This is a genomic window from Pseudoalteromonas sp. SaAl2 (assembly GCF_052947895.1).
The window spans coordinates 1,964,043-1,989,217 of record NZ_CM129605.1 but is presented as its reverse complement, the minus strand read 5'-3'; the positions used below and the strand labels follow the sequence as shown (position 1 = coordinate 1,989,217).

Here is a 25,175-nt window from a genome sequence, read left to right as displayed (position 1 = left end):
CTAAATAATAGTAAAACCCAATAGCTTATTCATAACGTTTTAGTTTATTTTCAAGCTTATCTATTTGCTTTTCGACTTTTTTAACATCTCTAGCATAACGTTTATTAATTTCTTTGAGTTGTTTTTTTATATCTTTAGTAACTTTTTTTATTTCACTGTCACTTAAAATACGCTTCAAGCGCTGTTGCTGATTAAATTCAGCACGATCCCTATCACGTGAAAGTATATCAAGCTGGTGATTTTGACTTCGAATTTGTGCATTCAGGTTACGAACTATTTGTTGTTTTTCCAGCGTATTAAGTGTTTTAACATGGTTCGCGTTAGGATCAGAAAAAGCCACATTGGTTTGTTTAATTTTGTGCTCAGTTGCATTGAACCACAAGGGAATTGACTAAATACAGTGCCACGATCAGTAGTGCATTTGTAGTAATGAGCATTAGCGGCAATACAATAGCCCGAAAATAGCAAGGTAAGTAAAAAAGATAAAAATAGGATGAGGTTGGTTTTCATATCAGCTTCCTTGCATAATTACCTTATACAAATATAACCCAAAATAGGTAAATAACAAGTCATGTAATAGAGCCACTTAAAATAAATACAGTGGCCCTCGCTTCATAGCTTAAGCTTAATTAGTAAACGTTTTTAACTTTTTAATACTTTGCACTAAAAACGGAATATCTAAGCCTTGCTCAATAGAAAAACCTTGCGCTGCAGAGATGTTTTTATAATTCCCGTCTGAATCAATTAATGTGATCCGGTCTTTTTTATACGCAATAAAGACACCTTGCGAGTAAGTAACCCCAGTATCATCTTTTTTTAGCGTATAAGTTTACACCCAGCATACTTTGATTGGTGATTTGCGGGCAATTTAAGTACTCACCAATACTAGTTGCAATGATATCACTTGGCTGAATAAGCCCTTCGACTTGGTTAATTTTTTTATCTGAGCTGTAAAGGGTGGAAGTAGTTACTACGTCATTGCTATTTTTAGCTAAGCTGAATGCAAAAATATGGGCTGCATCATCGAATACAAGAGATTCAATGTCCGTATCATTTGCATTAATTATACGAATCGCAGCGCGAGTAGTGGCTGTGTCATTGATATAATCAAAATCTGCAAACCCTGTTATTGTTAAACTGCGCTGCTTATTTTTCCAAGCAGGAAGCACTTGCTGTGTAAACAAAGCGGGTTTGTAATAAGCGGGTAAGCCATAAATCAAGCTAAATAAGGTATCTTGCGTATCTACTGGCTGTAGAAACTGCTCTGTTTTATATAAGTTGCTGTTTTTATTGGTAAAGCTCTCTAAAAAGTTCATTATCATTAAATACTAAAATTGTAATGTTAGCGGCTTTATTAGCTTCACAACGTGGCAGCGGTGTGGGCAAAGCATAATTAATGTTTTGGCTAGATAGCTTTACGTTATGTGCTTGTTTATAGCTTTCGATATCGAGTAAATCGTTTTTTGCCAGTAAGCTTTTGGCGGTAGTAGGGTATGACAGTGGTAAAACGTTATCTTGTTTAGTTATGTCAAACTCCAGATTTGCATCAGCCCAAATATGAATACTGTGGCTTAACGCAAAGCAAGTGACCAACACAGACGTGGCATAACGGCCAAACTTATATTGTTTTAAGCGTGCTAAATGGTGCCAAGTATAATTACTAACGAGTAGCTGGAACGCTAAAATTAGTATAACAATCCCGCCTGCCAATAAAGTAGTAAGCGCTGGCGAGCTTGTTAGGCGGTGCCACAACAGGGAGACGATTTCAGGCAGCGCTGAGCTACTTAGGTGATAACCTAAATTAAAATATACATAGGCGTCTAATGTTAATAGTGATGCCCCTAATGTGGCTAATACCGCTGCCATACCACGAATGTGGCGAGGATAAGGAAACACTAAACTGAGCGGAAAAACCGTCAGCACAAATGCAATAAAGGTGATGAAGCTAGTGTGGCTAAGCCAAGTAACCAGCATGTACACGCTGCCCATTGCTGTTGTCGGTGGCGAGTCGGCAAATAAATAGCTTAAACTAATAAATAAGACTAAACCGATATTAGCAAAGGTAAACCAATGCCCCCAGCTTAGTAATTGACTCGCTTTAGACGAAAACTGATTGTGCTGCGATAAATTCATATATGTTATTTAACCGATTGCGCTAATGCTTTGGCAAAGTTATCAGCAACGGCTTGTCTTTTCCCTGTTGGTACATGCTCTTTTAAGATATGCGTGATAGAATTTCCTAAACACATAAGACTTAAATCAACCGGCGCATTGTGCTCAGTTAACACATCAATGAGCTGATCGACGATTTGTTCTACTTCATCATTAGAATATTTTGATAAGATTGGCATCAGTTGGTTCAATAAAAGAGTTATATTCTCGTATTTTAACACCAGAGGCGTGAAAAACAAAGATGACAATAGATGTTAAAAAGTTAGTCGTTCATTATGTAGACAAAAAAGACGACGATACGCAGATCCATTTACGCAACGATGAAATGGCTGTTAATGATAAAGTTGCAGTTTTTATTGAGCAACTACATCACGCATACAATGGCAAACCAGGTAAAGGCTATTGTGCTTTCAGTGGCGATAAAAATAGTGTTGTTGCATCAGCAATGCAGAGCTATCGCAACGACGAGCTTGGCTTTTGGCACATGACAGAGCAAGCGACAACAGTATTAAAAGAAGAGTTAAATAAGTACGCGTTTAATGAAACCGGTTATTTAATTTTTTGTCATTACCAGTATGTTGCCACTGATTATATGTTGATTGCCATGATCAATATTAAAGAACATTACTCAATTACTTCAGAGCTTGATTTAGCGTCATCACGTCACTTAGATATTTCGCGGATGCAGCTAGCGGCGCGAATTGATTTAACTGGGTGGGATACCCAAGCCGAAGACAACCGTTATATTTCTTTTATAAAAGGGCGTGCTGGGCGTAAAGTGGCAGACTTTTTCTTAGATTTTCTAGGCTGTGAAGAAGGTATTGATCCAAAACAGCAAAGTCAAGCCATGCTTAACGCCGTTGAAGATTACTTATCTGAGCAGCAATTTGATAAGTCAGAAAAAGATGACTTACGCAAACAAGTGTTTGATTACTGTAATGACTGTGTAACCACAGGGGAAGATGCCAATGTCAGTGAGCTATCACAAGCACTAACAAAAGGCGACGACAACCCATTCGATAGCTTTTGCAAAGAGCAAAGCTACGATTTAGAAGAGTCATTCCCGGTAGATAAAAAAACAGTTACTAGCATGGTGAAGTTCTCCGGCCTTGGCGGCGGTGTAAGTATCAGCTTTGAACGTAAGCACTTGGGAGAGCGTGTCACATATAACGAAGCAACGGATACTTTAGTGATTAAAGGTATACCACCGAACTTGAAAGATCAGCTGCAACGGTTTATGGAAAGTGAAGATTAGATTTTAGTTGTTAGTTATAGCTTTATGCCATAAGCGGTAGTAATAAGCAGATTTGAGTTAGTTAAAAGCGAGGTGCTTGCACTTCGCTTTTTTAGTGAGTATAAATTGGGTGTTACGAATATCAAAAAGCCGCGTTAATTTTCATTAACGCGGCTTTTTATATTATTTTTGGCTAAACCCAGAGTGTTAGTCAACACTCATGGTTTTAGTCATTGCAGCGCTTGCGCGACCAGCAGGCTTGATAGAGCCTGCACGTAAACCACTATCAGGGATAGCTTCACGTTGGTCATGTGCCATCGCTTTTGGCGTGTGAGTAACTTCGCTGTCTGCAACAGGTGTAGGCTGTGCCATAGGGGCACTTGCATGGCCCGCTGCAATCACTGTTTTGGTGTTTGCAGCAGCGGTTTGGGCAATAGGTGCTGCTTTAGCTTCAACTGGCGTTTCAACAGCTGATACTGGTGCTACTTCGGCTTCAACCTGTGCAACCTGTGTTTCTTCAGTTGCAGTTTGTGCTTTGTCGGTTGTAGCTGGCGCTTCTTCAGTAACAGCGGGTGCTTCTTCGGTTGTAGCAGCTGGCACTTCTTCAGTTGCAGCAGGTGCTTCTTCAGTTGCAGCAGGAGCTTCTTCAGTTACAGCAGGTGCTTCTTCAGTTACAGCAGGTGCTTCTTCAGTTGCAGCAGGTGCTTCTTCGGTTGCAGCAGGTGCTTCTTCGGTTGCAACAGGTGCTTCTTCAGTTACAGCAGGTGCTTCTTCAGTTACAGCAGGAGTTTCTTCAGTTGCAGCAGGTGCTTCTTCAGTTGCAGCAGGTGCTTCTTCAGTTGCAACAGGTGCTTCTTCAGTTACAGCAGGTGCTTCTTCAGTTGCAGCAGGTGCTTCTTGGGTTGTTTCAATCTTTGCTAAATCTTCAGTGGCAAGCGCTTGTTCTACTTGCTCTGATGAATCAGTTGCTGTTTCTTGTGATTTCGCTTTTAGTTCTGCTTCATATTCTGCTGCGGCTTGATCCGCAACTGGAATAAACGCAGGTGGTTGAGTACCTTGTGTTTCATTGCCTTCTTCACCTTGCTCAGGGCGACGACGACGTTGTCCTGCGGCACGTAAGTGGCGTGGTGAGCGGCGTGAACGAGTACGTGTTTGCCCTTGCTCTTCGTCAGCAGATGCATCTTGCTCAGGAGCTGCGTTTTGGACTGGCTCTGATTTTGGTGCCTCAGGTGCTTTGTCTTTGCTAACATTTGGCTGTGTTTCAGCTTGCTTAGTGTCAACAACAGATTTAGCTTCTGGCTTTTGTTCCGCGGCTTTAACAGGCTGTTCAGTTGTCGAATCTACAGCTGTACTTTCGTCATTTTGCACACGAACTTTCTTGCGAATGTTACGGCGTTGACGACGTGCTTTTGGCTTGTGCTCAGTTTTTTCAACGTTAGTATCTTTATTTTCTACAGACTCTTTAACATCAGTTGCTGGCTTTTTATCATCAGTACGGTTTTCATTACGCTTACGAGAATTCGGGTTACGACGGCGCTTATTGCGGTTCTCGTTTCTGTTCTCTTTTTGCTCAGTGTTGCTGCTATCAACTGCTGTTACTTCCTCAGTAGGGCGTTCATTTCGCTCGTTTTGAGGTTTGTTACGTGAGTTGTTATTACGACGACGTTGGTTATTACGACGGCGGTTATCACCCTCGTTGTTACGATTACGGTTATTACGCGTATTCGATTTATTTGTTTGTTCTTTTTTCTCTGGCTCTTGTTTTTCACTTGAGTCAGCAAATAAAGATTTAAACCAATTACCAATGCTAGCTAACAGACCTACTTGCTCAGTAGCTTGTGGTGCGGCTGCTTGTAGCGCTGGAGCTGGTTTTTCCGCTGCTTGAGGAGCTGGGGTTGAAGGCATTACGACACCTTTCAATCTTGGCTCTTCACGTACTGCAACAGCGGGGGTTTTAGATGTCTCAAACACTTCTGGTTCAGGTGCTACAACTTGGTCATAGCTCACTGTTTCAAGTGTTTCATCTTTACGTAAACGCATTACTTCGTAGTGTGGTGTTTCCATGTGTTGATTTGGAATGATCACTACATCACAGCTATGGCGTTTTTCAATGCGGTGAACGCTACGGCGCTGTTCGTTTAGTAAGTAAGCAGCAACAGCAACAGGTACTTGTGCATTAACTTGTGCTGTATTGTCCTTAATGGCTTCTTCTTCGATTAAACGCAGAATTGATAATGCAATTGATTCGTTTGAACGAATAGTGCCTTGACCGCTACAACGAGGACATGGCCCTTGACTTGCTTCACCTAGTGAAGGGCGTAGACGTTGACGCGACATTTCAAGTAAACCGAAGCGTGAAATTTTACCAATTTGCACACGAGCACGATCTGGTCTAACAGCATCTTTTAAACGGTTTTCTACTTCACGTTGATGACGAGGTGGTGTCATATCAATAAAGTCGATAACGATTAATCCACCTAAATCACGTAAACGTAATTGGCGTGCAATTTCGTCTGCGGCTTCTAAGTTTGTGTTCAGTGCTGTTTCTTCGATATCACCGCCTTTAGTGGCTTTTGATGAGTTGATATCGATAGAGGTAAGTGCTTCTGTTGGGTCAATAACAATTGAGCCACCAGAAGGCAGACGTACTTCACGTTGGAACGCAGATTCGATTTGGCTTTCGATTTGATAGTGTGTAAACAATGGCACTTCGCCAGAATAAAGTTTTACACGGCTCATAAAATCAGGGCGAAAACGCTCGATATGGGCTTTAGCTTCTTCAAATACACGCGGCTTATCAATTAAGATCTCACCAATGTCGCGGCGTAAATAATCACGAATAGCACGGAAAATCACGTTGCTTTCTTGGTGGATTAAAAACGGGGCTTTGCCTGAGTTTGATGCTTGTTGAATCGCATCCCAGTGTACAAGGAGTGCTTTTAAATCGTAGTTTAGTTCTTCAAACGATTTACCTACACCTGCTGTACGAACAATTAAGCCCATGCCTTTAGGCAATTCTAAACGGCTCAATGCTTCTTTTAGTTCAGTACGCTCATCACCTTCGATACGACGTGAAATACCGCCAGCACGAGGGTTATTTGGCATAAGTACTAAGTAGCTTCCGGCAACACTGATAAAGGTTGTAAGTGCCGCGCCTTTTTGGCCGCGTTCTTCTTTATCAACTTGTACGATAACTTCTTGGCCTTCTTTTATTACGTCACGAATGTTCGGACGACCTTGGAAGGTGTAACCTTGCGGAAAGTAAGTACGAGCGATTTCTTTTAAAGGAAGGAAACCGTGTCGTTCAGCGCCGTAATCTACAAAGGCAGCTTCTAATGACGGTTCAATACGTGTGATTTTGCCTTTATAAATATTGGCTTTTTTTTGTTCGTGACCCGGGCTTTCGATATCTAAATCATACAGGCGCTGGCCATCAACCAGTGCTACGCGCATTTCTTCTTGCTGCGTCGCATTGATTAGCATACGTTTCATATTGTTACTCTACTGTGTTATGTCGCTGACATGACGAAACTTTTCGCCTGTTCAGTTGCCCCTTTCGCTTCTTTTTATACAGTCTCACGACTGGAACTGTGGCGGAGCTTGGTGCTGTATTCAATTACAAGTATCTTTATGGTGCTGGCTGACAATAACGTGTTGTCACGTTATTAGATTCATAATGGCGACAAAACTAGCGGCTGTTTTACAGCATCGTATTAGTGTTTTGTCCAGAGTCGACCATTTATTAAATAAACTTGTGCATTTACAGCACATCTGCTGAACGGCGTTTAACGCCGTCACGATCAGACAAATTATCTGTTCAAATTGCTTTTATTTCTGCAAATAAGGCTGTTCATGCTCAAACTTAACTTACGATATATTACGCGCACCGTAGTTAATTGAACGCACGTGTAAACTAGGTCTGTATAAAAGCTTTGGAAAACTTATCTCGGATCTGTATGATCAATTACCTAGAATGTGCATCACGAATGTCTTAATGTGTTAAAAGCACCGTTGTTATTGCAAATTTAAATCTGCAATGGTGATTATCCCACTATTATAACCGTGTTAGCAACTAAATTATTTTACTTAAATCAGTGATTAGGCAATGTCAGAAAAAACCGGCTTACAAGTATCTTTCGTCACGATTACCGAAGACCACCTAGGTCAACGGATTGATAACTTTCTTATTACCCATTTAAAAGGGGTGCCTAAAAGCGCTGTTTATAAGATTTTACGTAAAGGTGAGGTGCGAGTTAACAAAAAACGCATTAAACCTGTGTATAAACTCCAGCTTGATGATGTGGTACGTATACCTCCGATTAAAATTGCAGAGCGTCAAGACGACTTTGTACCAAGCAAACTTGAAAAGGTTAAGCAGCTTGAAGATGCCATTTTATTTGAAGACAAATACCTTATTGTTATCAACAAGCCTTCGGGTATGGCTGTGCATGGTGGTAGTGGTTTAAGTTATGGCTTAATTGAGGCGTTACGCTCATTGCGCCCAGATGAACGAAGCCTTGAACTCGTTCACCGACTTGACCGTGATACTTCTGGTTGTTTATTAATTGCTAAACGCCGCTCTGTATTAACGGCTTTACATGAGCAACTGCGTGAAAAAACCATGGAAAAAAACTACTGGGCACTTGTAGATGGCCAGTGGGAGTCTAAAACCAAGAATGTGAAAGAGGGCTTACGCAAAAATACCTTGCAGTCAGGGGAGCGTATAGTACGAGTAGATAACAGTGAAGAGGGTAAACCGTCACACACTCGCTTTAAAGTCCTTGAACGTTTTGATGAATGTTCGTTAGTGCAAGCCTCACCGGTAACAGGGCGCACGCACCAAATTCGTGTTCATACCCAATGCCAAGGTCACCCAATTGCCTGTGATGATAAATACGGCGATCAGGCATTTGATGCCGGCATGCGCAAAATTGGTTTAAACCGACTATTTTTACACGCACATGATTTGAGTTTTTATCATCCTAAAAACGAAACAACCATGCGTGTTGAAGCGCCACTTGATAAAACGTTAACTAATTGCATAAAAACATTACGCGCAGCTAAATCGTGAAAAATTATAAATTAGTGATATTTGATTGGGATGGCACTGTAATGGATTCGGTGACCAAAATTGTCAATTGTATGCACGAATCTGCATTAGAGTGTGGCTTAGTTGCGCCAAGTAATGAGGCAATAAAAAACATTATTGGCTTATCGCTTGAGCATGCTGTAGCGACTTTATTCCCCGATAATGTCAATTTATACCCTGATTTAATCGCCGGATATAAGCATCAATATAAACATGTTGATGTTACACCTACGCCTTTATTTGCCGATGTAGCAGAGACATTGGCAAGTTTAAAAGCCAAAGGGGTTATTTTAGCGGTCGCGACAGGGAAAAGCCGAGCAGGGCTTGAGCGTTTATTGGAAGAAACAAAGCTTGGTCATTATTTTTCGGCCACACGCACAAGTGATGATGCGCAATCTAAACCTTCACCAGAAATGTTGCTTCAGCTACTTACTGAGCTTGATATAAATGCCAATGAAGCGCTGATGATTGGTGATACTAAAATTGATATGGCGATGGCTCAGGCTGCGCATATTGATCGAGTAGGTGTCACTATGGGGGTGCATAATGAAGCGCAATTAAACGAATTTGAGCCAATTGCTACGGTTGGCTCATATCAGCAATTATCTGCGCTGTTACTCGGCTAGCGGGCTTGGTTGTCTAGTACATCTAAACCAAACTCAGTCAACATTTGACTGAGTTTAATCAGTGGTAGTCCAATTAAGCTATTTGGATCATCGCCGCTGAGTTTTTTAAACAAACAAATACCGAGTCCTTCGCTTTTAAAACTCCCTGCACAGTTATACGGTTGGTTCGGCATCACAGTACGCACTTATTTGTGCTGATGTGAGTGTTCTGAATGTCACCTCAAAAGGCTCTACAATGGTTTTTGACGTGTCTGTATTTAAATCGTACACAGTTAAACCGGTTAAAAAAGTAACCGTATTTGCACTAAATAAGCTGAGCTGTTTAATGGCGTTTTCTTTATTATGCGGCTTACCTAATATTTGACCATTAAAAACCGCCACTTGATCTGAGCCAATGACCAGCCCGTTGTCAAATTGACCTTTTGCGGCTTGGGCTTTTAATGCACTTAAACGCATAACTAGCTGGCTGGGTGATTCGTTGGCAATGGGTGTTTCGTCAACATCAGGGGAAAAACTGGCAAATGGAAGATTAAATTTTTGCAATAAAGACTGACGAAAGGGTGAACTTGAAGCTAAAATAAGTGAGTGCTGCATGGATTATTTTCCTAATGAAAATCAGATTGAGTTAGGATAAATCAGATCCGTTGGCAAAACAAAGAAATGAATCGGGAAAAACCAGCTAAAAATGGTTTTTTACTTTGACTAACCAAGTAACTATCTATATGATGCAGCCCCTATGCAAAAGGTGAAAATTCCCATCACTCTTCATCCAGGTAAAGCAGCTCAGCACCGTTTAAGTTATGACGGTATTGTACAGCTTGAAAAACTGACTCGTTTACGAGAAGTTATCCAGGAAGAAGTAGGTGAAATAGCGGTAAAAATTCATTGCAAGAATGATGAGCAAGGTTTAGTTGTGATCCGTGGCAATTTGTCCACACACGTAACTGTTACTTGTCAACGTTGTAATGGTGATTTAGGGTTGGATTTGGATCAAGACTTTGTGTATTCGCCAGTCGGTTTGGATGCAGAGTCAGATGATCTTCCAGAAGACTACGATGAAGTAGCACTTGATGAAAATGGTGAAATAGACGTATTTGAGTTAATCGAAGACGAACTACTTTTAGCAATTCCATTAGTGCCTACGCACAACGAAGCTTCATGCAGTTATACAGCAGAGCCTGCCAGCTTTGGTGTATTAAAGGCGGAAGATGATAAACCAAATCCATTTGATATTTTGAAACAACTTAAGAAAGATTCTTAGGAGAAGACTATGGCTGTACAAAAAAGCAAAAAGTCTCGTGCAAGACGCGGCATGCGCCGTTCACACGATGCGATCAGTGGTCCAACTTTAACTGTAGACCAAACATCTGGTGAGACTCATCGTCGTCACCATGTGACTGCAGATGGTTACTACAAAGGCGTACAAGTAATTTCTAACTAAGAGATTGCTTATATGCTGACCAATCTAACCATTGCGTTAGATATGATGGGGGCGATTATGGCCCCCGTTCATCTATCCCCGCAGCCGTTAACGCGGTAAATGCTAATGCCAACTTAAGACTTATCTTATGTGGTAATGAGCAAGTAATATCTAAAGAACTTGAATCCCTTGATTCTTTATCTCATCCAAGATTAACTATTCGTCACTGCAGTGAAGTGGTCACTAATGGCTGTGAGCCTGCTTTAGCAGTACGTTCTAAAAAAGATTCTTCAATGCGCGTAGCCCTTGATTTGGTTAAATCAGGTGAGGCACAAGCGTGCGTAAGTGCTGGTAATACCGGTGCATTACTTTTTATGGCGCATTATGTGTTAAAAATGCTGCCTGGAGTAAAACGCCCTGCATTGATTTCAGCGGTTCCAACCGAGCAAAAACACCCTGTATACTTACTAGATTTAGGGGCAAACGTGCACTGTGATGCACAAACCTTATATCAGTTTGGTATTATGGGCTCAGTAGTTGCGGGTCAAGCACTCGGTTGTGATAACCCGAAAGTCAGCTTATTAAATATCGGCTCAGAAGACATAAAAGGCCATGAAGATATTAAACAAGCCGCACTGCTTATGCAGCAATGTGATTATTTAAATTACACCGGTTATAGTGAAGGTAGTGATATATTTACTGGGAAATCTGATGTCATCGTGTGTGAAGGCTTTGTGGGTAATGTTGCCCTTAAAACCTGTGAAGGCATTGCTAAACTTATTATGTTTAAGCTAACCAAAGCACTGAGAAAACACTTTTTCTATAAATGCATGGCTTTTATGCTACGTCCTGTCATAAAAAAACTCTATAAAAGGGTGAACCCCGACCAGTATAACGGCGCAAGTCTGGTAGGATTGCGCGGTATTGTTGTAAAAAGCCATGGAAATGCATCAGCTAAAGCATTTCATGCTGCTATCGATGAAGCCGCCAGAGAAGTAGAACGTCAGCTTCCCGAAAAAATAGCCGCTATCTTCGAGCAAACACATTCAACTACAAAAGTAACGGCTGACGAGTAAATTATGCTGTCAGGCGCTTACTTAAACATTTATTTATTTGTTTAATAAAAAAGAGCAAAGTATGGCACAAAAAATCGCACTTGTTTTTCCAGGTCAAGGCTCACAATCTGTGGGTATGTTAAGTGAGTTGCTTGCAGAGTCTGACATTGTAAAAGCAACATTTGCTGAGGCATCAGATGCACTTGGTTATGACTTAGCAGCACTCGTATTGAATGGTCCAGAACAAGAATTAAACCAAACCCATCGTACCCAACCTGCTTTATTAACCGCTTCGGTTGCTATTTATCGTCAGTGGTTGGCTGTAAACCCTGATGCGGAAGTAACTATGGCAGGCCACAGTTTAGGTGAATACTCTGCATTAGTGTGTGCAGACGTACTGAGCCTTGCTCAGGCTGTTAAACTTGTTGAAAACCGTGGTTTATATATGCAAGAAGCCGTACCTGCTGGTGTGGGTTCTATGGCTGCAATAATCGGCCTTGGCGATGATGAAATAAAAGCTGCTTGTAGCGCATCAGCGCAAGATGAGGTTGTAGCACCGGTGAATTATAACTCACCAGGTCAAGTTGTTATTGCTGGGCATAAAGCGGCGGTAGATAGAGCGTCAGAAGCCTGTAAAGAAGCCGGTGCAAAACGTGCATTACCTTTATCAGTGAGCGTACCTTCGCATTGTGAGCTTATGAAGCCTGCAGCAGATAAATTAGCAGCTGATTTAGCCGCTTTAACATTTAATACACCTAAGTGTGATGTAATTAATAATGTTGATGTTAGAGCAGAAAATGCAGCTGATGCAATTAAAGATGCGCTAGTACGTCAATTATATAGCCCAGTTCGTTGGACCGAAACAGTACAAGCATTGGTAGCGCAGGGGATAACCCAAAGCTACGAATTTGGCCCAGGTAAGGTCTTGACGGGGTTAGCAAAACGTATTGATAAAACAATGGTATGTGGTTCGGTGAATAGCCAATCCGCCATTGATGAAGCTAAATAAGAGTAGGATAATAATGGCAAATTTATTTTCACTAGAGGGCAAAGTTGTCCTTATTACTGGTGCAAGCCGTGGTATTGGTAAAGCGATTGCAACAACGTTAGTTGCACAAGGAGCTAAAGTTGCAGGTACTGCAACGAGTGAGTCAGGTGCTACTAAAATCAGTGAATATTTAGGTGATAAAGGTAAAGGTTATGCGTTAAACGTAACCGATCCTGCATCGATTGAGGCGACACTTGCTGCAATAAAAGCAGATTTAGGCGATATTGATGTTTTAGTCAATAATGCCGGTATTACTCGCGACAACTTATTAATGCGCATGAAAGACGGTGAGTGGGACGATATCATCGATACCAACTTAAGCTCTATATTCCGTTTATCTAAAGCGGTATTACGCCCAATGATGAAGAAAAAGAATGGTCGTATCATTAACATTGGCTCAGTAGTGGGCACTATGGGTAATGCAGGGCAAGCTAATTATGCTGCGGCAAAAGCGGGTGTAATTGGTTTTTCTAAATCATTAGCGCGTGAAGTAGCGTCGCGCGGTATTACCGTGAATGTTGTTGCGCCTGGTTTTATTCAAACTGACATGACAGACGAGTTGACAGAAGAGCAAAAAGCAGCAACGCTTGCTAATGTACCCGCAGGTCGTTTAGGTCAACCAGACGAAATTGCGGCTGCTGTTTGTTACTTAGCATCAGATGCTGCGGCGTACGTTTCGGGCGAAACGCTACACGTTAACGGCGCAATGTACATGGTTTAAGGAATTTTGTTCCTAATTGGTTTTAAGCGAGTTTGTCGAAAAATGTTGAATTTTTTGTGATCTTGCTTTAAACATACTTGAATTCGCTGTGAAAATAAGCGATAAAAGACACAAATAACCCTCAAGAGGTTTGACCAGATAAATAATTATCAGCAAATCCTTGAATCACAGAATTATGCGCCGTAAACTACGCCGCAATCTGAAAATAACGCATTGGCGTTTTTAATAAAGGAAAGAAGAATGAGCGACATCCAAGAACGCGTAAAGAAAATCATCATTGAGCAACTAGGTGTTAAAGAAGAAGAAGTAAAGCACGAAGCTTCTTTCGTTGATGACTTAGGCGCAGATTCACTTGATACTGTTGAATTAGTAATGGCTCTTGAAGAAGAGTTTGACACTGAGATCCCAGACGAAGAAGCTGAAAAGATCACAACAGTTCAAGCTGCAATCGATTACGTTACAGCTCACGCTGAGTAATCAATCGCAAATTAAGGGCAGCATTCGCTGCCCTTAATCTATCCGTAATATGATACTAATTAATTTAGTACACACCCCACCTAAAATAATAATTCCCTTATTGGAGGCAACCCGTGGCTAAACGTCGAGTAGTCGTAACTGGCTTAGGAATGTTGACACCGCTAGGTAACGATGTTGAATCAACCTGGCAAGGCTTGTTAAATGGCAAAAGTGGTATTCAAACTATCACGCATTTCGATACTTCAAGTTTTGGCACCAAATTCGCAGGCTTGCTGAATGATTTTAATGCGTCTGACTACAATATGTCGCCTAAAGATGCTAAAAAAATGGATTTGTTTATCCAATATGGCATAGCAGCGGGTGTACAAGCACTACAAGATTCTGGCCTTGAGATCACAGAGCAAAACGCACCTCGCGTTGGTGTTGCTGTTGGTTCAGGTATTGGTGGTTTAACATTAATTGAAGAAAACCACATAAAACTATTAAACAGTGGCCCACGTAAACTTTCTCCTTTTTACGTGCCGTCGACTATTATCAATATGATCTCTGGTCATTTATCGATAATGCATGGTCTACGTGGTCCAAATATTTCGATTGTTACGGCCTGTACTACAGGTTTACACAACATCGGTCATGCCGCACGTATGATTGCTTACGGTGATGCAGATGCCATGGTAGCAGGGGGGCGCTGAAAAAGCCTCGACACCAATTGGTATGGGTGGCTTTAATGCGGCTCGCGCACTTTCAACTCGTAACGATGATCCACAAGCGGCGTCACGCCCATGGGATAAAGACCGTGATGGTTTTGTACTTGCAGACGGCGCCGGTGTTATTGTACTTGAAGAATATGAGCACGCTAAAGCACGTGGCGCTAAAATTTACTCTGAACTCGTTGGTTTTGGCATGAGTGGTGATGCATATCATATGACTTCGCCACCTGAAGATGGTGCAGGTGCAGCCCTGGCGATGGAAAATGCGTTAAACGACGCAGGCGTAAATGCTGATCAAGTGGGATACATTAACGCTCACGGTACTTCTACCAACGCAGGTGATAAAGCAGAAACCTCAGCGGTTAAATCTATCTTTGGCAATGCTGCAAAAGATGTGATGGTGAGTTCATCTAAATCAATGATGGGCCACTTACTCGGGGCTGCAGGCTCTGTTGAATCAATTATTACTATTTTGTCGTTACAAGATCAAAAAGTAAGCCCAACAATTAACCTTGATAACCCAGACGAAGGCTGTGATCTAGACTACGTTCCTCATACTGCACGTGATGCGAAATTAGACTACGCATTATGTAACTCGTTTGGTTTTGGCGGTACTAATGGCTCGTTGCTATTTAAAAAGGTATAATATTTTTTAAACAACGAGACCGAATAATAGCCCAGTTGTGACTGGGCTTTTTTATATGCGCATGAATCAAAAAATTATAATTGCAGAACACAGTACACAGGTTAGTTTGAGTGATCGCGGCTTAAACTATGGGGATGGTTTTTTTACTACAGCAAAGATTGTTGAGGGGAATGTAGAGCATTGGACACTGCATCGTGCTCGATTAATTGAGTGCGCAAGCCGTTTAGCATTTCCAGAAATAGAATTTATTGAACTCGAAGCTGCAATCCGCCAGCTTATAGCAACACAAAAATGTGCTGTTCTTAAAGTGCTCGTTACGCGCGGCGAAGGTGGCCGAGGCTACGGTTTACCAGAACAGCCGTTATTAAACATTGTGCTCACTGTTGTTGATTTTCCACCTCATTATGAAGCTTTGGCTACAAAAGGCCTTAGCTTAGCTGTTAGCCCCATCAAATTGGCATCTCAACCATTACTTGCTGGTCTAAAAACATTAAACAGGTTAGAGCAAGTTATGATCAAGCAAGCCATGCAAACACAAGAGAGTGATGATGTACTGGTTCTTGATTATCAAAACAATGTTATAGAAACCTCAGCAGCCAATGTATTTGCAATTAAAGACAAACGACTCTTTACTCCTTTGCTTAATGAGTGTGGAATTAAAGGGGTTTACCTGCAATCGTTATGTGCTAAATTGCCTATTGAGTTTGTGAATTTAACATTAAAACAATTAAAACAAATGGATGCAGTATTTGTTTGTAATAGCTTAATGGCTGTTATACCTGTAAAAGCAATTGATAATGCTAACTTTGATATTAATAATAGTTTAAGCGTATTAAATGGTTTAATCGCCAAGGAGTTTACGTGTTAAAAGTGATAATGGGTATTATAGTTTTAGCTTTGCTAACGACAGCGATTGGCTATCAGCAATTACAAGCAACTATTAACAGTACCTTAGCTGTTCCTGCTAATACTCAATTTGAAGTAAAAAATGGTACGGGGTTTAATCAGCTATGCCAGCAGTGGCAGAAAAGGCAATGGCTCGATAGCTGTTTTAAGTATCAGATAGTGGCAAAATTAGACCCTAGCCTCACTGATTTAAAAGCAGGTCTATACGAACTAAACCAAGGCACTGTACTTGATAATATTCGTCGTATAAATGAGGGTGAACAAGTTAGCTTTAGTTTTACTATTATCGAAGGGCAGACAGTACGGGATGTACTAGCGACAATTAAAAATGCAGCTAATTTAAACCAAGATTTAACTCATGATAATTTGAGTCAACAAATCCTAGGGTCAGATCAGCATTTAGAAGGCTGGTTATACCCAGATACATACCATTATCATGCTGGTGATAGTGCAAGCTTGTTGCTCAAGCGAGCGCACATTTTAATGAAACAGATTTTAACTGATGCTTGGCAGCAACGTGCCGATAATTTACCAATTAATTCTGCGTACGAGGCGTTGATCATGGCCTCAATTATCGAAAAAGAAACAGGTATTGCAAGCGAGCGACCTATGATAGCGTCTGTGTTCACTAATCGGCTTAATTCAAAGATGCGTTTACAAACCGATCCTACTGTCATATATGGTCTGGGGACTGCTTATGATGGTGATATTAAACGCAAAGATCTCACCAGTTACACACCGTATAATACTTATAAAATAAATGGTTTACCGCCAACGCCAATTGCGATGCCCTCGAAGGCAGCAATTTTAGCTGCGGTCAACCCACCAAAATCTGATTATGTGTATTTTGTTGCAAAAGGAGATGGCAGCCATCAATTTTCAAAAACACTTAAAGCACATAACAAAGCTGTGCAAGATTACTTACGTTATCAAAAACAATTAAGTAACTAGCCAGCCGCAATTTGAATTACTAAAAGAGATACCATGACAGCAAAATTTATTGTGATCGAAGGGCTAGAAGGAGCGGGTAAGTCAACTGCTATTTCAATTTGTCAGCAGTTTTTAACCCAACATAATGTTGATTTTGTTAATGTGCGAGAGCCAGGTGGTACCCCGCTTGCTGAGCAACTTCGTAGTTTGGTAAAAGCAAACCACCAAGAGACGATAGCCAGCGAAACTGAATTGTTGATCATGTATGCAGCGCGTTCTCAATTAGTTAATAATGTTATTCGCCCTGCGCTTAATAATGGTCAGTGGGTGCTTGGCGACCGCCATGATTTATCATCGCAAGCGTACCAAGGTGGTGGGCGAGAAATCGAGCATACAACTTTAAAAGCACTTTCTGATATTGTATTAAAAGGGCTTAAGCCTGATTTAACAATTTACTTAGATATTGAGCCTTCAATCGGCTTAGCCCGTGCGAAAGGCCGTGGAGAGTTAGATAGAATTGAACAAGAAGCGTTGAGCTTTTTTGAGCGCACTCGTGCACGCTATTTAGCACTTGCAAATAGCGATGATTCCATTAAAACGGTCAATGCAAATCAAACGATGGCGCAAGTTCATAATGATATCATTGCGGTTTTAGAGCAGTTTTTGCAAAGTAATAATTAATATGACTTACCCATGGCTCAACGATATTGAACAACAACTCAGTACTAGCTTTGTAGCTGGGCGGTTTCATCATGGTCAATTATTTAATGGTCAGCAAGGTGTTGGTAAAGCTGCCTTAGTTGAACAGCTTGCCAATGCGTTATTGTGCCAACACCCAAACGGTGTTCAGCCTTGTGGTCAATGTAAGAGTTGTCATTTGAATCAAGCGGGCACACACCCCGATAAGTTTAATGTTGCAATTGAAGGGCAGAGTATTGGGGTTGATGATATTCGTACGGTGAGTCACTTTATGAGTCACTCAGCGGCGCAAAACGGCAATAAGGTGGTGATCATAAAAGACTGCCACAAAATGACCACAGCCGCGGCAAATGCACTGTTAAAAACACTCGAAGAGCCAAGCCCTGAACGGTTTTTATTACTTACCAGTACGACAACAACGCAGTTACCCGCAACCATATTAAGCCGTTGTTCGCGTATAGATGTACAAGTCTCAGATTTAGTGAGTGCACAACAATGGCTCGCATCATTACAAATAATTGACTACCCTTGGCTTAGTTTGTTTTATAAACAACCTTTATTAGTCCAAACTTGGCAAGAAGCTGAGCTATTAGAGACCATCGATCAACTCTATAAGTTTGCAACTGAACTAAAACAAGGCCATAATTTCAGTGCGTTAGTAGATATAATAAATAAAGACAGTGAACTAGTACGGGTTTTTTGTTTATTTATTAGTGAGCAGTTAAAGCAGCAACTCGTGTCTGGCATGGATTTTGATGTTTATCAGCAGTCACAAAAGGCTTTAACGGAATTTTACCAAAATAGTACCCAAGTGCTGGGGCTGAATCTGCCTTTAGCTATTTCTCGTTTGGCGTACTCACTACGTAAATAACAATAATTAGGATTTTTTATGCAAGAACTACTTGTTGATTTAGAAGACTTAGATGAGTTGTATCGCAGTTATATGCCGTATTTAAAAACCGGTGGTTTATTTGTACGGACAAATATGCGTTACGAAATGGGTCATTCATTGGCGTTAAAAGTAACCTTGCCAGATGCCCTTGAAGACGATGTGGTAACGGGTAAAGTAACTTGGATCACACCACAAGGTGCGCAAAGTTCAAACCCACCAGGTATAGGTATCAGCTTTTTAGATGATAAGACTAACCTTAATACGAAGATCGAAAAACTACTAGGGACTATGTTAAACTCTGGTAATCCGACTTATACCATGTAGTAAGCAGTAATTGTGATTGTAGATTCTCATTGTCATTTAGACCGACTCGATTTTGATAAACTTGATTTAAACCTAGACCAAGTACTTGATAGCGCACGCGCAAAACAAGTAGAGCACTTTTTATGTGTTAGTGTCACGTTAGATCAATTCCCTAGCATGCTTGATAAAATTAAAGATTATAACGATGTATCCGCTTCTTGCGGCGTACACCCACTTGATCAAAAAGATGCTCTTGATAAACAACTGTTAATTGATTTAGCCAGCCACGACAAAGTGGTTGCGATTGGTGAAACAGGCCTTGATTATTACTATTCAAAAGATACGCATACGATTCAGCAAGAGAGTTTTGTTGGCCATATTGAAGTGGCAAACCAATTACAAAAGCCGTTAATTATTCATACCCGTGATGCCCGTGCCGACACGATTAACTTAATGCGCGAGCACAACGCTGAAAAATGCGGTGGTGTATTACATTGTTTTACTGAAAACTGGGACATGGCCAAAAAAGCCATTGATTTGGGTTTTTATATTTCTATCTCTGGCATTGTGACATTCAAAAATGCAGTAGAGCTAAAAGACGTCGTTAAACAAATACCGCTTGATAGACTCCTTATCGAAACCGACTCCCCTTATTTAGCACCCGTGCCTTATCGTGGTAAAACAAATCAGCCAGCGTATGTGCAAGATGTAGCTTATTATATCAGTGAACTTAAAAGGATTAGTTACAAAGAGCTTGCAACTGCGACCACGGCCAACTTTTATTCCTTATTTAATCTAGCAAAACAGGGTTAACACTATATGAGCCAAGCACCACTTCCTCTACTTTTAATGGGGCCAATGGTGCGCCGAGCTGATATAAACGAGGTTTGCATTCAATTTGCAACCTCGAGCCCAATTAACTGCCGTATCGAACTTGCTCATTATGATACCTATTGTGAACATGAACCGGTTCGTTTAGGCGAGCAGCTATTCTTACATTTTGTTATTATAAAGCCTATCGGTATTGAATTTCCCCATGATAAATTAATCAGTTACCGATTGTTTAATAACGAAGAAGAAATTGATCTCAACGCATTTTGTTACCCGAATAAACACACCCCAGAGTTTGCAATCCCTAACACGCTAAGCCAAATTTTACACGGCTCGTGTCGAAACCCACATCACCCAGCAAAAGACAGTCTGGTTGCTGCTAACCACTTTGTGCAAGATAAGCGCAGTGATAATGAAATTGGGGCTGATATTTTGCTGCTATCGGGGGATCAAGTTTATGCCGATGATGTAGCAGGTGCCATGCTAATTGCTATTTCGCGCTTAATCGATGTGCTGGGTATTTATAAAGAGCAACCGCTCGATATAGAGTTACCTGAAGATTTACAACAACAGCTTTATCAGCGGCATTTATATTTGCCCAAAGTACCTTGGCAAAAGCGAAATAAAATTGGGGTAGGCTATTGGCTTAAAAAAGATGTAGCGCATTTTTCAAGTTTAAAAGCCGATAACCATTTAGTGTTTTTTGAAGAGTTTATTGCCCTTTATTTATTAAACTTTAGCCCATCTGTTTGGCAGTTAATTGATTTTGAGAGTATTCACTACCAAGCGAGCACAGCGAAATGCCAGCAAATATTTGATAATGAAAAAGCCGCCCTATCAAGTTTTAAAGGTGGTCTGAAAGACGCACAAGTTTTATTTGCCAACATACCCAGTTTTATGATGTTTGACGATCATGATGTAACCGATGACTGGAACCTAACCGCAGGGTGGGAGCAAGTTATCTATCAGCATCCTGTAAGTAGGCGTATTGTTAATAATGGTTTAATTAGTTATTGGCTATTTCAAGGATTTGGCAATGATGCAGGGCATAAAACCAAGAGCCTTCTTACACCATTTCAGCAAAGCTTTACTACAGATAAGCAGTGGCAATTTAAACCCTTTGATAAAACTATTTTAGAGTTTAATCATTGGCATTATGAGCTCAATACCGTGCCCAAAGTGGTAGTGCTTGATACACGCACTCATCGTTGGCGCAATGAGCAAAATTTTAATGAACCATCAGGCTTATTGGATTGGGAGCGCCTAACAGAGCTTGAAGACAGCTTATTAACTCATGAGCAAGTTATTATCGTGTCGCCTGCGCCAGTTTTTGGGGTTAAATCAATAGAAGCCATTCAAGCAATGTTTAATATTTGCGGCCAACCTTTATTGGTTGATGTTGAGAACTGGATGGCGCATGAAGGCTCCGCGAAAAAGCTACTTGATACCTTTCGTCGTGATGACACACCCAAAGAAACGCTTATTTTATCAGGCGACGTTCATTACTCTTTTTGTTTTTCAGTGCAAAAACGCTTTGGCAAACACCCTAACCGTATATGGCAACTCACCGCCAGCGGGATTAAAAATGAATTCCCGCGTAAGTTAATTAATATTCTTGATAAGCTCGATTCAATTTTATATGCCCCCAAGAGCCCTCTCAACTTTTTTACTAAGCGTTGGCAAATGGAAGTTGATAAACATCAAACCAAAGGTGAAGGACAAAAGTATTTAGTGAGCGATTCCGCCATTAGCTTAATTAGCTTAGAGCAAGGCAACCTTGATAAATATGAGCTAATTCATGGTGATGGCCATATCACCGAGTTCGATTTAGAGCATTAAATCTCATCTCTATGGTGTTTAATATACTCCGCAACTTCGCTCACAGTGCCTAACCAGTAACCGTTCTTCGGATCTTTAATATAGCTAATTAGTTGCTCAAGCACTTTTACATCAGTTGTAAATTGGTCACCTTTGCCGATTTCATGACCTGCTAGAATCAACCAGCTGTTATTACCCCGAAGTTGCTCTAGCATGGTTGTGATTTCGTCGAAACTCATACCGTCGATTCTAAGACCTGTTAATTGAGCAAAGTCAGTGAAATTTGGGTTGTTTGCTGTTTCATCTAGCCAAGTACGGCCTGTATCAAAGTGTTTAGCAATGATTGGAACATAGCTTTTAGTATTTATACCACGGCCAACAAAGGTATTACCACAAGGGTAGGCGAATGCGCGAGGAGTAACCCCTAAATTCGCTTTTATGTACACTTGCGCATCTAAGATGTCTTTTTCTAGCCATTTCAAGGTTGTTTCTTCAAGTGATAGATCTAATGGCGTAACCATTCAAAATTACCTGTGCATACATGCGAGCTTGTATGGTTGGCAATTTCGTGATCAGCAGCCACTGCATTTTTCCATTTTGCTAGTCGCTCTTTGACGTTAAAGGGTGATACATAAAATGTGGCTTTTACATTGTGCTTATTTAATATTGTAAGGCCGGTGTCTACTTGGCTGTGGCGAGCATCATCAAACGTGATGCTAATAGCGTTTTGGGCTTGATCAGGGTAACCAAAGCCAACATATTTATTCGTAGCTGCTACATTTGGGGCACAAAAAAGTGCAGTAGAGATTAACAGTAATTGTTTGAACATGCTTGTTTCCTTTTTCTTTTATGGAAACAAATTTAACTAATGAAATATATGCTACTTAAGCATAAAAAATGCCCAGAACGAATCTGTATTGTTCTGGGCTTAGGGGTGGCTCTTGGCGAGCCTGCGCTAACTTTAAAAACACCTTCTATTCGTTAAGGGAGAAGTAGAAAGTATTATTAAGTGTAGTTAACAAATGTAAAAACGCCCAATAATTGTTGTTTTTTTATACTAAGTTAAAACAAACGGTTGCATAATTAATTCATAAAAAGTGTGATTTTTACACAGGGTTTATTTGCAACTTACCCACAGCTTATGCTTGCCAAGTGATGAGTTGATTATTTTGTACTAAATCTCGTGGTAGTGAGTTCTTAATCTTGTTTTTTTGCCATTTACCTAAGCCAATGGGGCAACCACATAAAGTTAATACCACCTCATCGGTTGCATTTGTTACCTCAGCTAAGCGGATATCTTTTCCTTGAAAGTAATCGTTTGCTTGCTGATCAGATAGTGCATAGGTATTTTTTACACAATGCCCACCGAACACAGTGGCAAATTCGTGCGTTAGCCGTACACCGTTTTTATGGATCATACCCAGCTGAATACCCAAACGCGCATATTTGATTTTATTTTCAATTGCGCTAAAACCGTCAGGGAATAACCAAAGTTCTTTATCACGCTGCATCAAGGTCCCTGGTAGTGAGCTTAAACCAAACTGCTTTTTAATAGTTGCAGTAAAATTCTGGCTGGCTTTTTTATCAAATGATTGAAAAGGGAAGGCCCCTTTTTTATTTTTTGATTAGGATTATCAACACTTGCAACCTTTTTAAACTTAGCAATAAAAAAACCTTCGCTGTCGAATGTTTGCGGCCAAACATGCAAATAACCTTCTTCAGTGGTTGCTTGCTCTGCGTTTGGAAATAAGTTGGCTAGGCTTTCAGCTTCAACACAACCAGGAAATTGCTCAAGTAGATAATCACACACTTGTTGATTTTCAAGCGGAGTTAAGGTGCAGGTTGAATACACTAATGTACCACCGGGTTTGAGGGCGTAGAAAGCGCTTTTTATTAACGCTTTTTGTACTTTAGCAATATCAATATTAGACTCAATTGACCAGTTTTTTAGAGCGTCTGCGTCTTTACGTACCGTGCCTTCACCAGAGCAAGGCGCATCTAACAATATGCTGTCAAAACACTCGAACATGTAATCACCAAATACAACGCCATCAAAATGTGAAAGGGCACAATTACCCACACCCATACGCTTTAACGTAGCACTGAGCACTTTTAAACGAGATGATGATAACTCATTGGCAACGAGCACACCTTGATTGTTCATCAATGCCGCTAATTGTGATGTTTTAGAGCCAGGTGCTGACGCCATATCGAGCACATGCGTAGCATCAAGGAGTGACTCTTTTAGTGCCATGGGTGGTAGCATTGAGCTTGCTTCTTGTACATACATTGCGCCACTTAAATGTAAGTCGGTATTACCGAGGGCAAGGGCATTTTCTTCATTTTCTGGGCGCTCTAGCCAAAAACCATCTTCACACCAAGGAATTTGAGTTAACAGCCAGCCTTTTTGTTCTGCCGCGAGTTTAAATTCTTCAACTGACATTTTTAATGTATTTACACGTACAGACTTACGCAGCGGTTTGCGACACGCATTAATAAAGTCGTCTAGTATTAGATGCGCAGGTAAGTAGCTAGCTACATCATCTATAAAATGCTGAGGAATATACGTGTTGGCGTTCAAGGCTGTGCTCACGAAGAAAATTAAAAGCGTATTCTATCATTTTCACAGTGCACTCATAAACATAAATTTAGTGATATGGCTTGTCGACACTTGGTGGTTAGTAACTAGTTATCGGGTGTCACAACGAGTATTCACTTTGCTTATGTCGACAATAGTTTGTTTTAAGCCCTGTTTTTGTCGATTTAAGGTTGACACAATTTCACATAAAGACCATAGTGTAACCATAAATTGTCGACAATCTTAGAGAAATAACTAGTGACACAAGACGCTTTTAGCAAAACGCTTATTACTACCGCATCGGATCAGGTATTTGTCGATATGCGCCGTGAGATAGTTGAAGGCAGCATAAAGCAAGGAAGCAAGATTTCTGAGCCGGAGCTGGCAAAGCGTTATGGTGTAAGCCGTGCCACGCTGCGTGAAGCACTGAATCGCCTGGAAAGTTGCTATTTAGTAGAACGAAAGGCCAATGTGGGTTGCCGAGTTGTGGCATTAACTGCAGAGCGATTGATTGAGGTTTATCAAGTACGTAGTGCGCTCGAAGGCTTAGCCTGTCGCTTAGCTGCCGACAATATGGCCGCTGATGAAGTACAAAGCTTAAAACAATTACTCAACCAGCATTTACAAACACAACGCGTAAAAGAGGGTGAGTCATACTACCAAGAAGCGGGGGACTTAGACTTCCACTACCGCATAATCAAAGCCAGTAAAAACGATCACCTTATTCATTTATTAAGTAATGGCTTATATCAACTAATTCGCATGTATCGTGTGCAAATGGGCATGGTTGGTCCGCGCGTATCAAAGGCGTTTGATGAGCATTTAGCCATTATTAATGCGATTGAAAACCATGATGGTGAACTTGCTGAGTTATTGATGAAGCGCCATATCAGTGCATCGCAAGCTAATATTCAAACCAAATTCGATTTATTAGCAGCACAAAAAAAGGCTGTGCAGTAATTTTAGACAGTCAAACTGTCATAGTAAGTATTTAAAAAATAAACTCTGCCTCGAGCAGTT

At 40.8% G+C, this 25,175-nt stretch carries 21 protein-coding genes and 5 pseudogenes; 18 read left to right on the top strand and 8 right to left on the bottom strand.

What is annotated here, in order from left to right; all coding sequences use genetic code 11:
• Positions 1 to 25: 25 nt before the first annotated feature.
• The 3 genes and pseudogenes from ACU8V8_RS09615 to ACU8V8_RS09605 all read right to left on the bottom strand — a co-directional run bounded on the left by ACU8V8_RS09615 (position 26) and on the right by ACU8V8_RS09605 (position 2,351).
• Positions 26 to 382 carry a hypothetical protein gene (locus ACU8V8_RS09615; RefSeq protein WP_446887305.1) on the bottom strand — a complete coding sequence of 119 codons (357 nt, stop codon included), beginning with the start codon at positions 380 to 382 and terminating at the stop codon, positions 26 to 28.
• 243 nt (positions 383 to 625) lie between these two features.
• A pseudogene (locus ACU8V8_RS09610) lies at positions 626 to 2,133 on the bottom strand (DUF3413 domain-containing protein).
• Positions 2,134 to 2,138: 5 nt separating this feature from the next.
• The gene (locus ACU8V8_RS09605; protein ID WP_058558974.1) at positions 2,139 to 2,351 is read right to left on the bottom strand and encodes a YejL family protein; all 213 of its coding nucleotides are present in this window, start codon (positions 2,349 to 2,351) and stop codon (positions 2,139 to 2,141) included.
• A gap of 62 nt (positions 2,352 to 2,413) precedes the next feature.
• On the opposite strand from ACU8V8_RS09605, the gene yejK reads away from it, so the two are divergent.
• Positions 2,414 to 3,427 (top strand): nucleoid-associated protein YejK, encoded by a 1,014-nt coding sequence (gene yejK, locus ACU8V8_RS09600; protein ID WP_446887304.1) that lies wholly within the window; start codon positions 2,414 to 2,416, stop codon positions 3,425 to 3,427.
• Between the two features lie 186 nt (positions 3,428 to 3,613).
• On the opposite strand, the gene rne is transcribed toward yejK, so the two are convergent.
• Positions 3,614 to 6,898, bottom strand: a complete 3,285-nt coding sequence (rne, locus tag ACU8V8_RS09595; RefSeq protein ID WP_446887303.1) for a ribonuclease E — start codon at positions 6,896 to 6,898, stop codon at positions 3,614 to 3,616.
• Between the two features lie 613 nt (positions 6,899 to 7,511).
• On the opposite strand from rne, the gene rluC reads away from it, so the two are divergent.
• Complete coding sequence (rluC, locus tag ACU8V8_RS09590) at positions 7,512 to 8,477, top strand: 23S rRNA pseudouridine(955/2504/2580) synthase RluC (RefSeq protein WP_099294198.1); 966 nt, start codon at positions 7,512 to 7,514, stop codon at positions 8,475 to 8,477.
• Positions 8,474 to 9,121 (top strand): HAD-IA family hydrolase, encoded by a 648-nt coding sequence (locus ACU8V8_RS09585; RefSeq protein WP_446887302.1) that lies wholly within the window; start codon positions 8,474 to 8,476, stop codon positions 9,119 to 9,121. The genes rluC and ACU8V8_RS09585 overlap by 4 nt, the downstream gene beginning before the upstream one ends.
• Here ACU8V8_RS09585 and ACU8V8_RS09580 read toward each other — a convergent pair.
• Positions 9,118 to 9,715 (bottom strand): annotated as a pseudogene (locus ACU8V8_RS09580) (Maf family protein). The gene ACU8V8_RS09585 and the pseudogene ACU8V8_RS09580 overlap by 4 nt on opposite strands.
• A gap of 142 nt (positions 9,716 to 9,857) precedes the next feature.
• On the opposite strand from ACU8V8_RS09580, the gene yceD reads away from it, so the two are divergent.
• From yceD to ACU8V8_RS09510, 14 genes and pseudogenes are all read left to right on the top strand, one after another.
• Positions 9,858 to 10,382: a 23S rRNA accumulation protein YceD gene (gene yceD, locus ACU8V8_RS09575; protein ID WP_446887301.1), complete on the top strand. Its 525-nt coding sequence runs from the start codon at positions 9,858 to 9,860 to the stop codon at positions 10,380 to 10,382.
• A 9-nt stretch (positions 10,383 to 10,391) separates the two neighbouring features.
• Positions 10,392 to 10,562: a 50S ribosomal protein L32 gene (gene rpmF, locus ACU8V8_RS09570; protein ID WP_008109865.1), complete on the top strand. Its 171-nt coding sequence runs from the start codon at positions 10,392 to 10,394 to the stop codon at positions 10,560 to 10,562.
• Positions 10,563 to 10,574: 12 nt separating this feature from the next.
• Positions 10,575 to 11,617 (top strand): annotated as a pseudogene (plsX, locus tag ACU8V8_RS09565) (phosphate acyltransferase PlsX).
• A gap of 61 nt (positions 11,618 to 11,678) precedes the next feature.
• Entirely contained in the window at positions 11,679 to 12,605 is a 927-nt protein-coding gene (gene fabD / locus ACU8V8_RS09560) for an ACP S-malonyltransferase (protein ID WP_446887300.1), read from the top strand.
• Between the two features lie 13 nt (positions 12,606 to 12,618).
• The gene (gene fabG / locus ACU8V8_RS09555; RefSeq protein ID WP_446887299.1) at positions 12,619 to 13,365 is read left to right on the top strand and encodes a 3-oxoacyl-ACP reductase FabG; all 747 of its coding nucleotides are present in this window, start codon (positions 12,619 to 12,621) and stop codon (positions 13,363 to 13,365) included.
• Positions 13,366 to 13,605: 240 nt separating this feature from the next.
• Positions 13,606 to 13,842 (top strand): acyl carrier protein, encoded by a 237-nt coding sequence (gene acpP, locus ACU8V8_RS09550; protein ID WP_016707440.1) that lies wholly within the window; start codon positions 13,606 to 13,608, stop codon positions 13,840 to 13,842.
• Positions 13,843 to 13,955: 113 nt separating this feature from the next.
• Positions 13,956 to 15,198 (top strand): annotated as a pseudogene (gene fabF / locus ACU8V8_RS09545) (beta-ketoacyl-ACP synthase II).
• Between the two features lie 55 nt (positions 15,199 to 15,253).
• On the top strand, positions 15,254 to 16,066 hold the full coding sequence (gene pabC, locus ACU8V8_RS09540) for an aminodeoxychorismate lyase (RefSeq protein ID WP_446887298.1): 813 nt from the start codon (positions 15,254 to 15,256) through the stop codon (positions 16,064 to 16,066).
• A complete protein-coding gene (gene mltG / locus ACU8V8_RS09535) occupies positions 16,060 to 17,055 on the top strand; it encodes an endolytic transglycosylase MltG (protein ID WP_446887297.1) in 996 nt (331 codons plus the stop codon). The genes pabC and mltG overlap by 7 nt, the downstream gene beginning before the upstream one ends.
• 33 nt (positions 17,056 to 17,088) lie before the next feature.
• The gene (tmk, locus tag ACU8V8_RS09530) at positions 17,089 to 17,715 is read left to right on the top strand and encodes a dTMP kinase (RefSeq protein WP_446887296.1); all 627 of its coding nucleotides are present in this window, start codon (positions 17,089 to 17,091) and stop codon (positions 17,713 to 17,715) included.
• Between the two features lies 1 nt (position 17,716).
• Entirely contained in the window at positions 17,717 to 18,604 is an 888-nt protein-coding gene (holB, locus tag ACU8V8_RS09525; protein ID WP_446887295.1) for a DNA polymerase III subunit delta', read from the top strand.
• 18 nt (positions 18,605 to 18,622) lie between these two features.
• A complete protein-coding gene (locus ACU8V8_RS09520; protein WP_446887294.1) occupies positions 18,623 to 18,949 on the top strand; it encodes a PilZ domain-containing protein in 327 nt (108 codons plus the stop codon).
• Positions 18,950 to 18,961: 12 nt separating this feature from the next.
• Positions 18,962 to 19,741, top strand: coding sequence for a TatD family hydrolase (locus tag ACU8V8_RS09515; RefSeq protein WP_446887293.1), 780 nt, complete (start codon positions 18,962 to 18,964; stop codon positions 19,739 to 19,741).
• Positions 19,742 to 19,747: 6 nt separating this feature from the next.
• Complete coding sequence (locus ACU8V8_RS09510; protein ID WP_446887292.1) at positions 19,748 to 21,598, top strand: alkaline phosphatase D family protein; 1,851 nt, start codon at positions 19,748 to 19,750, stop codon at positions 21,596 to 21,598.
• On the opposite strand, the gene ACU8V8_RS09505 is transcribed toward ACU8V8_RS09510, so the two are convergent.
• The 3 genes and pseudogenes from ACU8V8_RS09505 to rsmF form a co-directional block, all read right to left on the bottom strand.
• Positions 21,595 to 22,098, bottom strand: coding sequence for a hypothetical protein (locus ACU8V8_RS09505; protein WP_446887291.1), 504 nt, complete (start codon positions 22,096 to 22,098; stop codon positions 21,595 to 21,597). The two genes, ACU8V8_RS09510 and ACU8V8_RS09505, sit on opposite strands and share 4 nt — an antisense overlap.
• Entirely contained in the window at positions 22,083 to 22,406 is a 324-nt protein-coding gene (locus ACU8V8_RS09500; RefSeq protein WP_446887290.1) for a polysaccharide deacetylase family protein, read from the bottom strand. Before ACU8V8_RS09500 ends, ACU8V8_RS09505 begins: the two co-directional genes overlap by 16 nt.
• A 310-nt stretch (positions 22,407 to 22,716) precedes the next feature.
• A pseudogene (gene rsmF, locus ACU8V8_RS09495) lies at positions 22,717 to 24,158 on the bottom strand (16S rRNA (cytosine(1407)-C(5))-methyltransferase RsmF).
• A 255-nt stretch (positions 24,159 to 24,413) separates the two neighbouring features.
• On the opposite strand from rsmF, the gene ACU8V8_RS09490 reads away from it, so the two are divergent.
• On the top strand, positions 24,414 to 25,115 hold the full coding sequence (locus tag ACU8V8_RS09490; RefSeq protein WP_446887289.1) for a GntR family transcriptional regulator: 702 nt from the start codon (positions 24,414 to 24,416) through the stop codon (positions 25,113 to 25,115).
• Positions 25,116 to 25,175 lie beyond the last annotated feature (60 nt).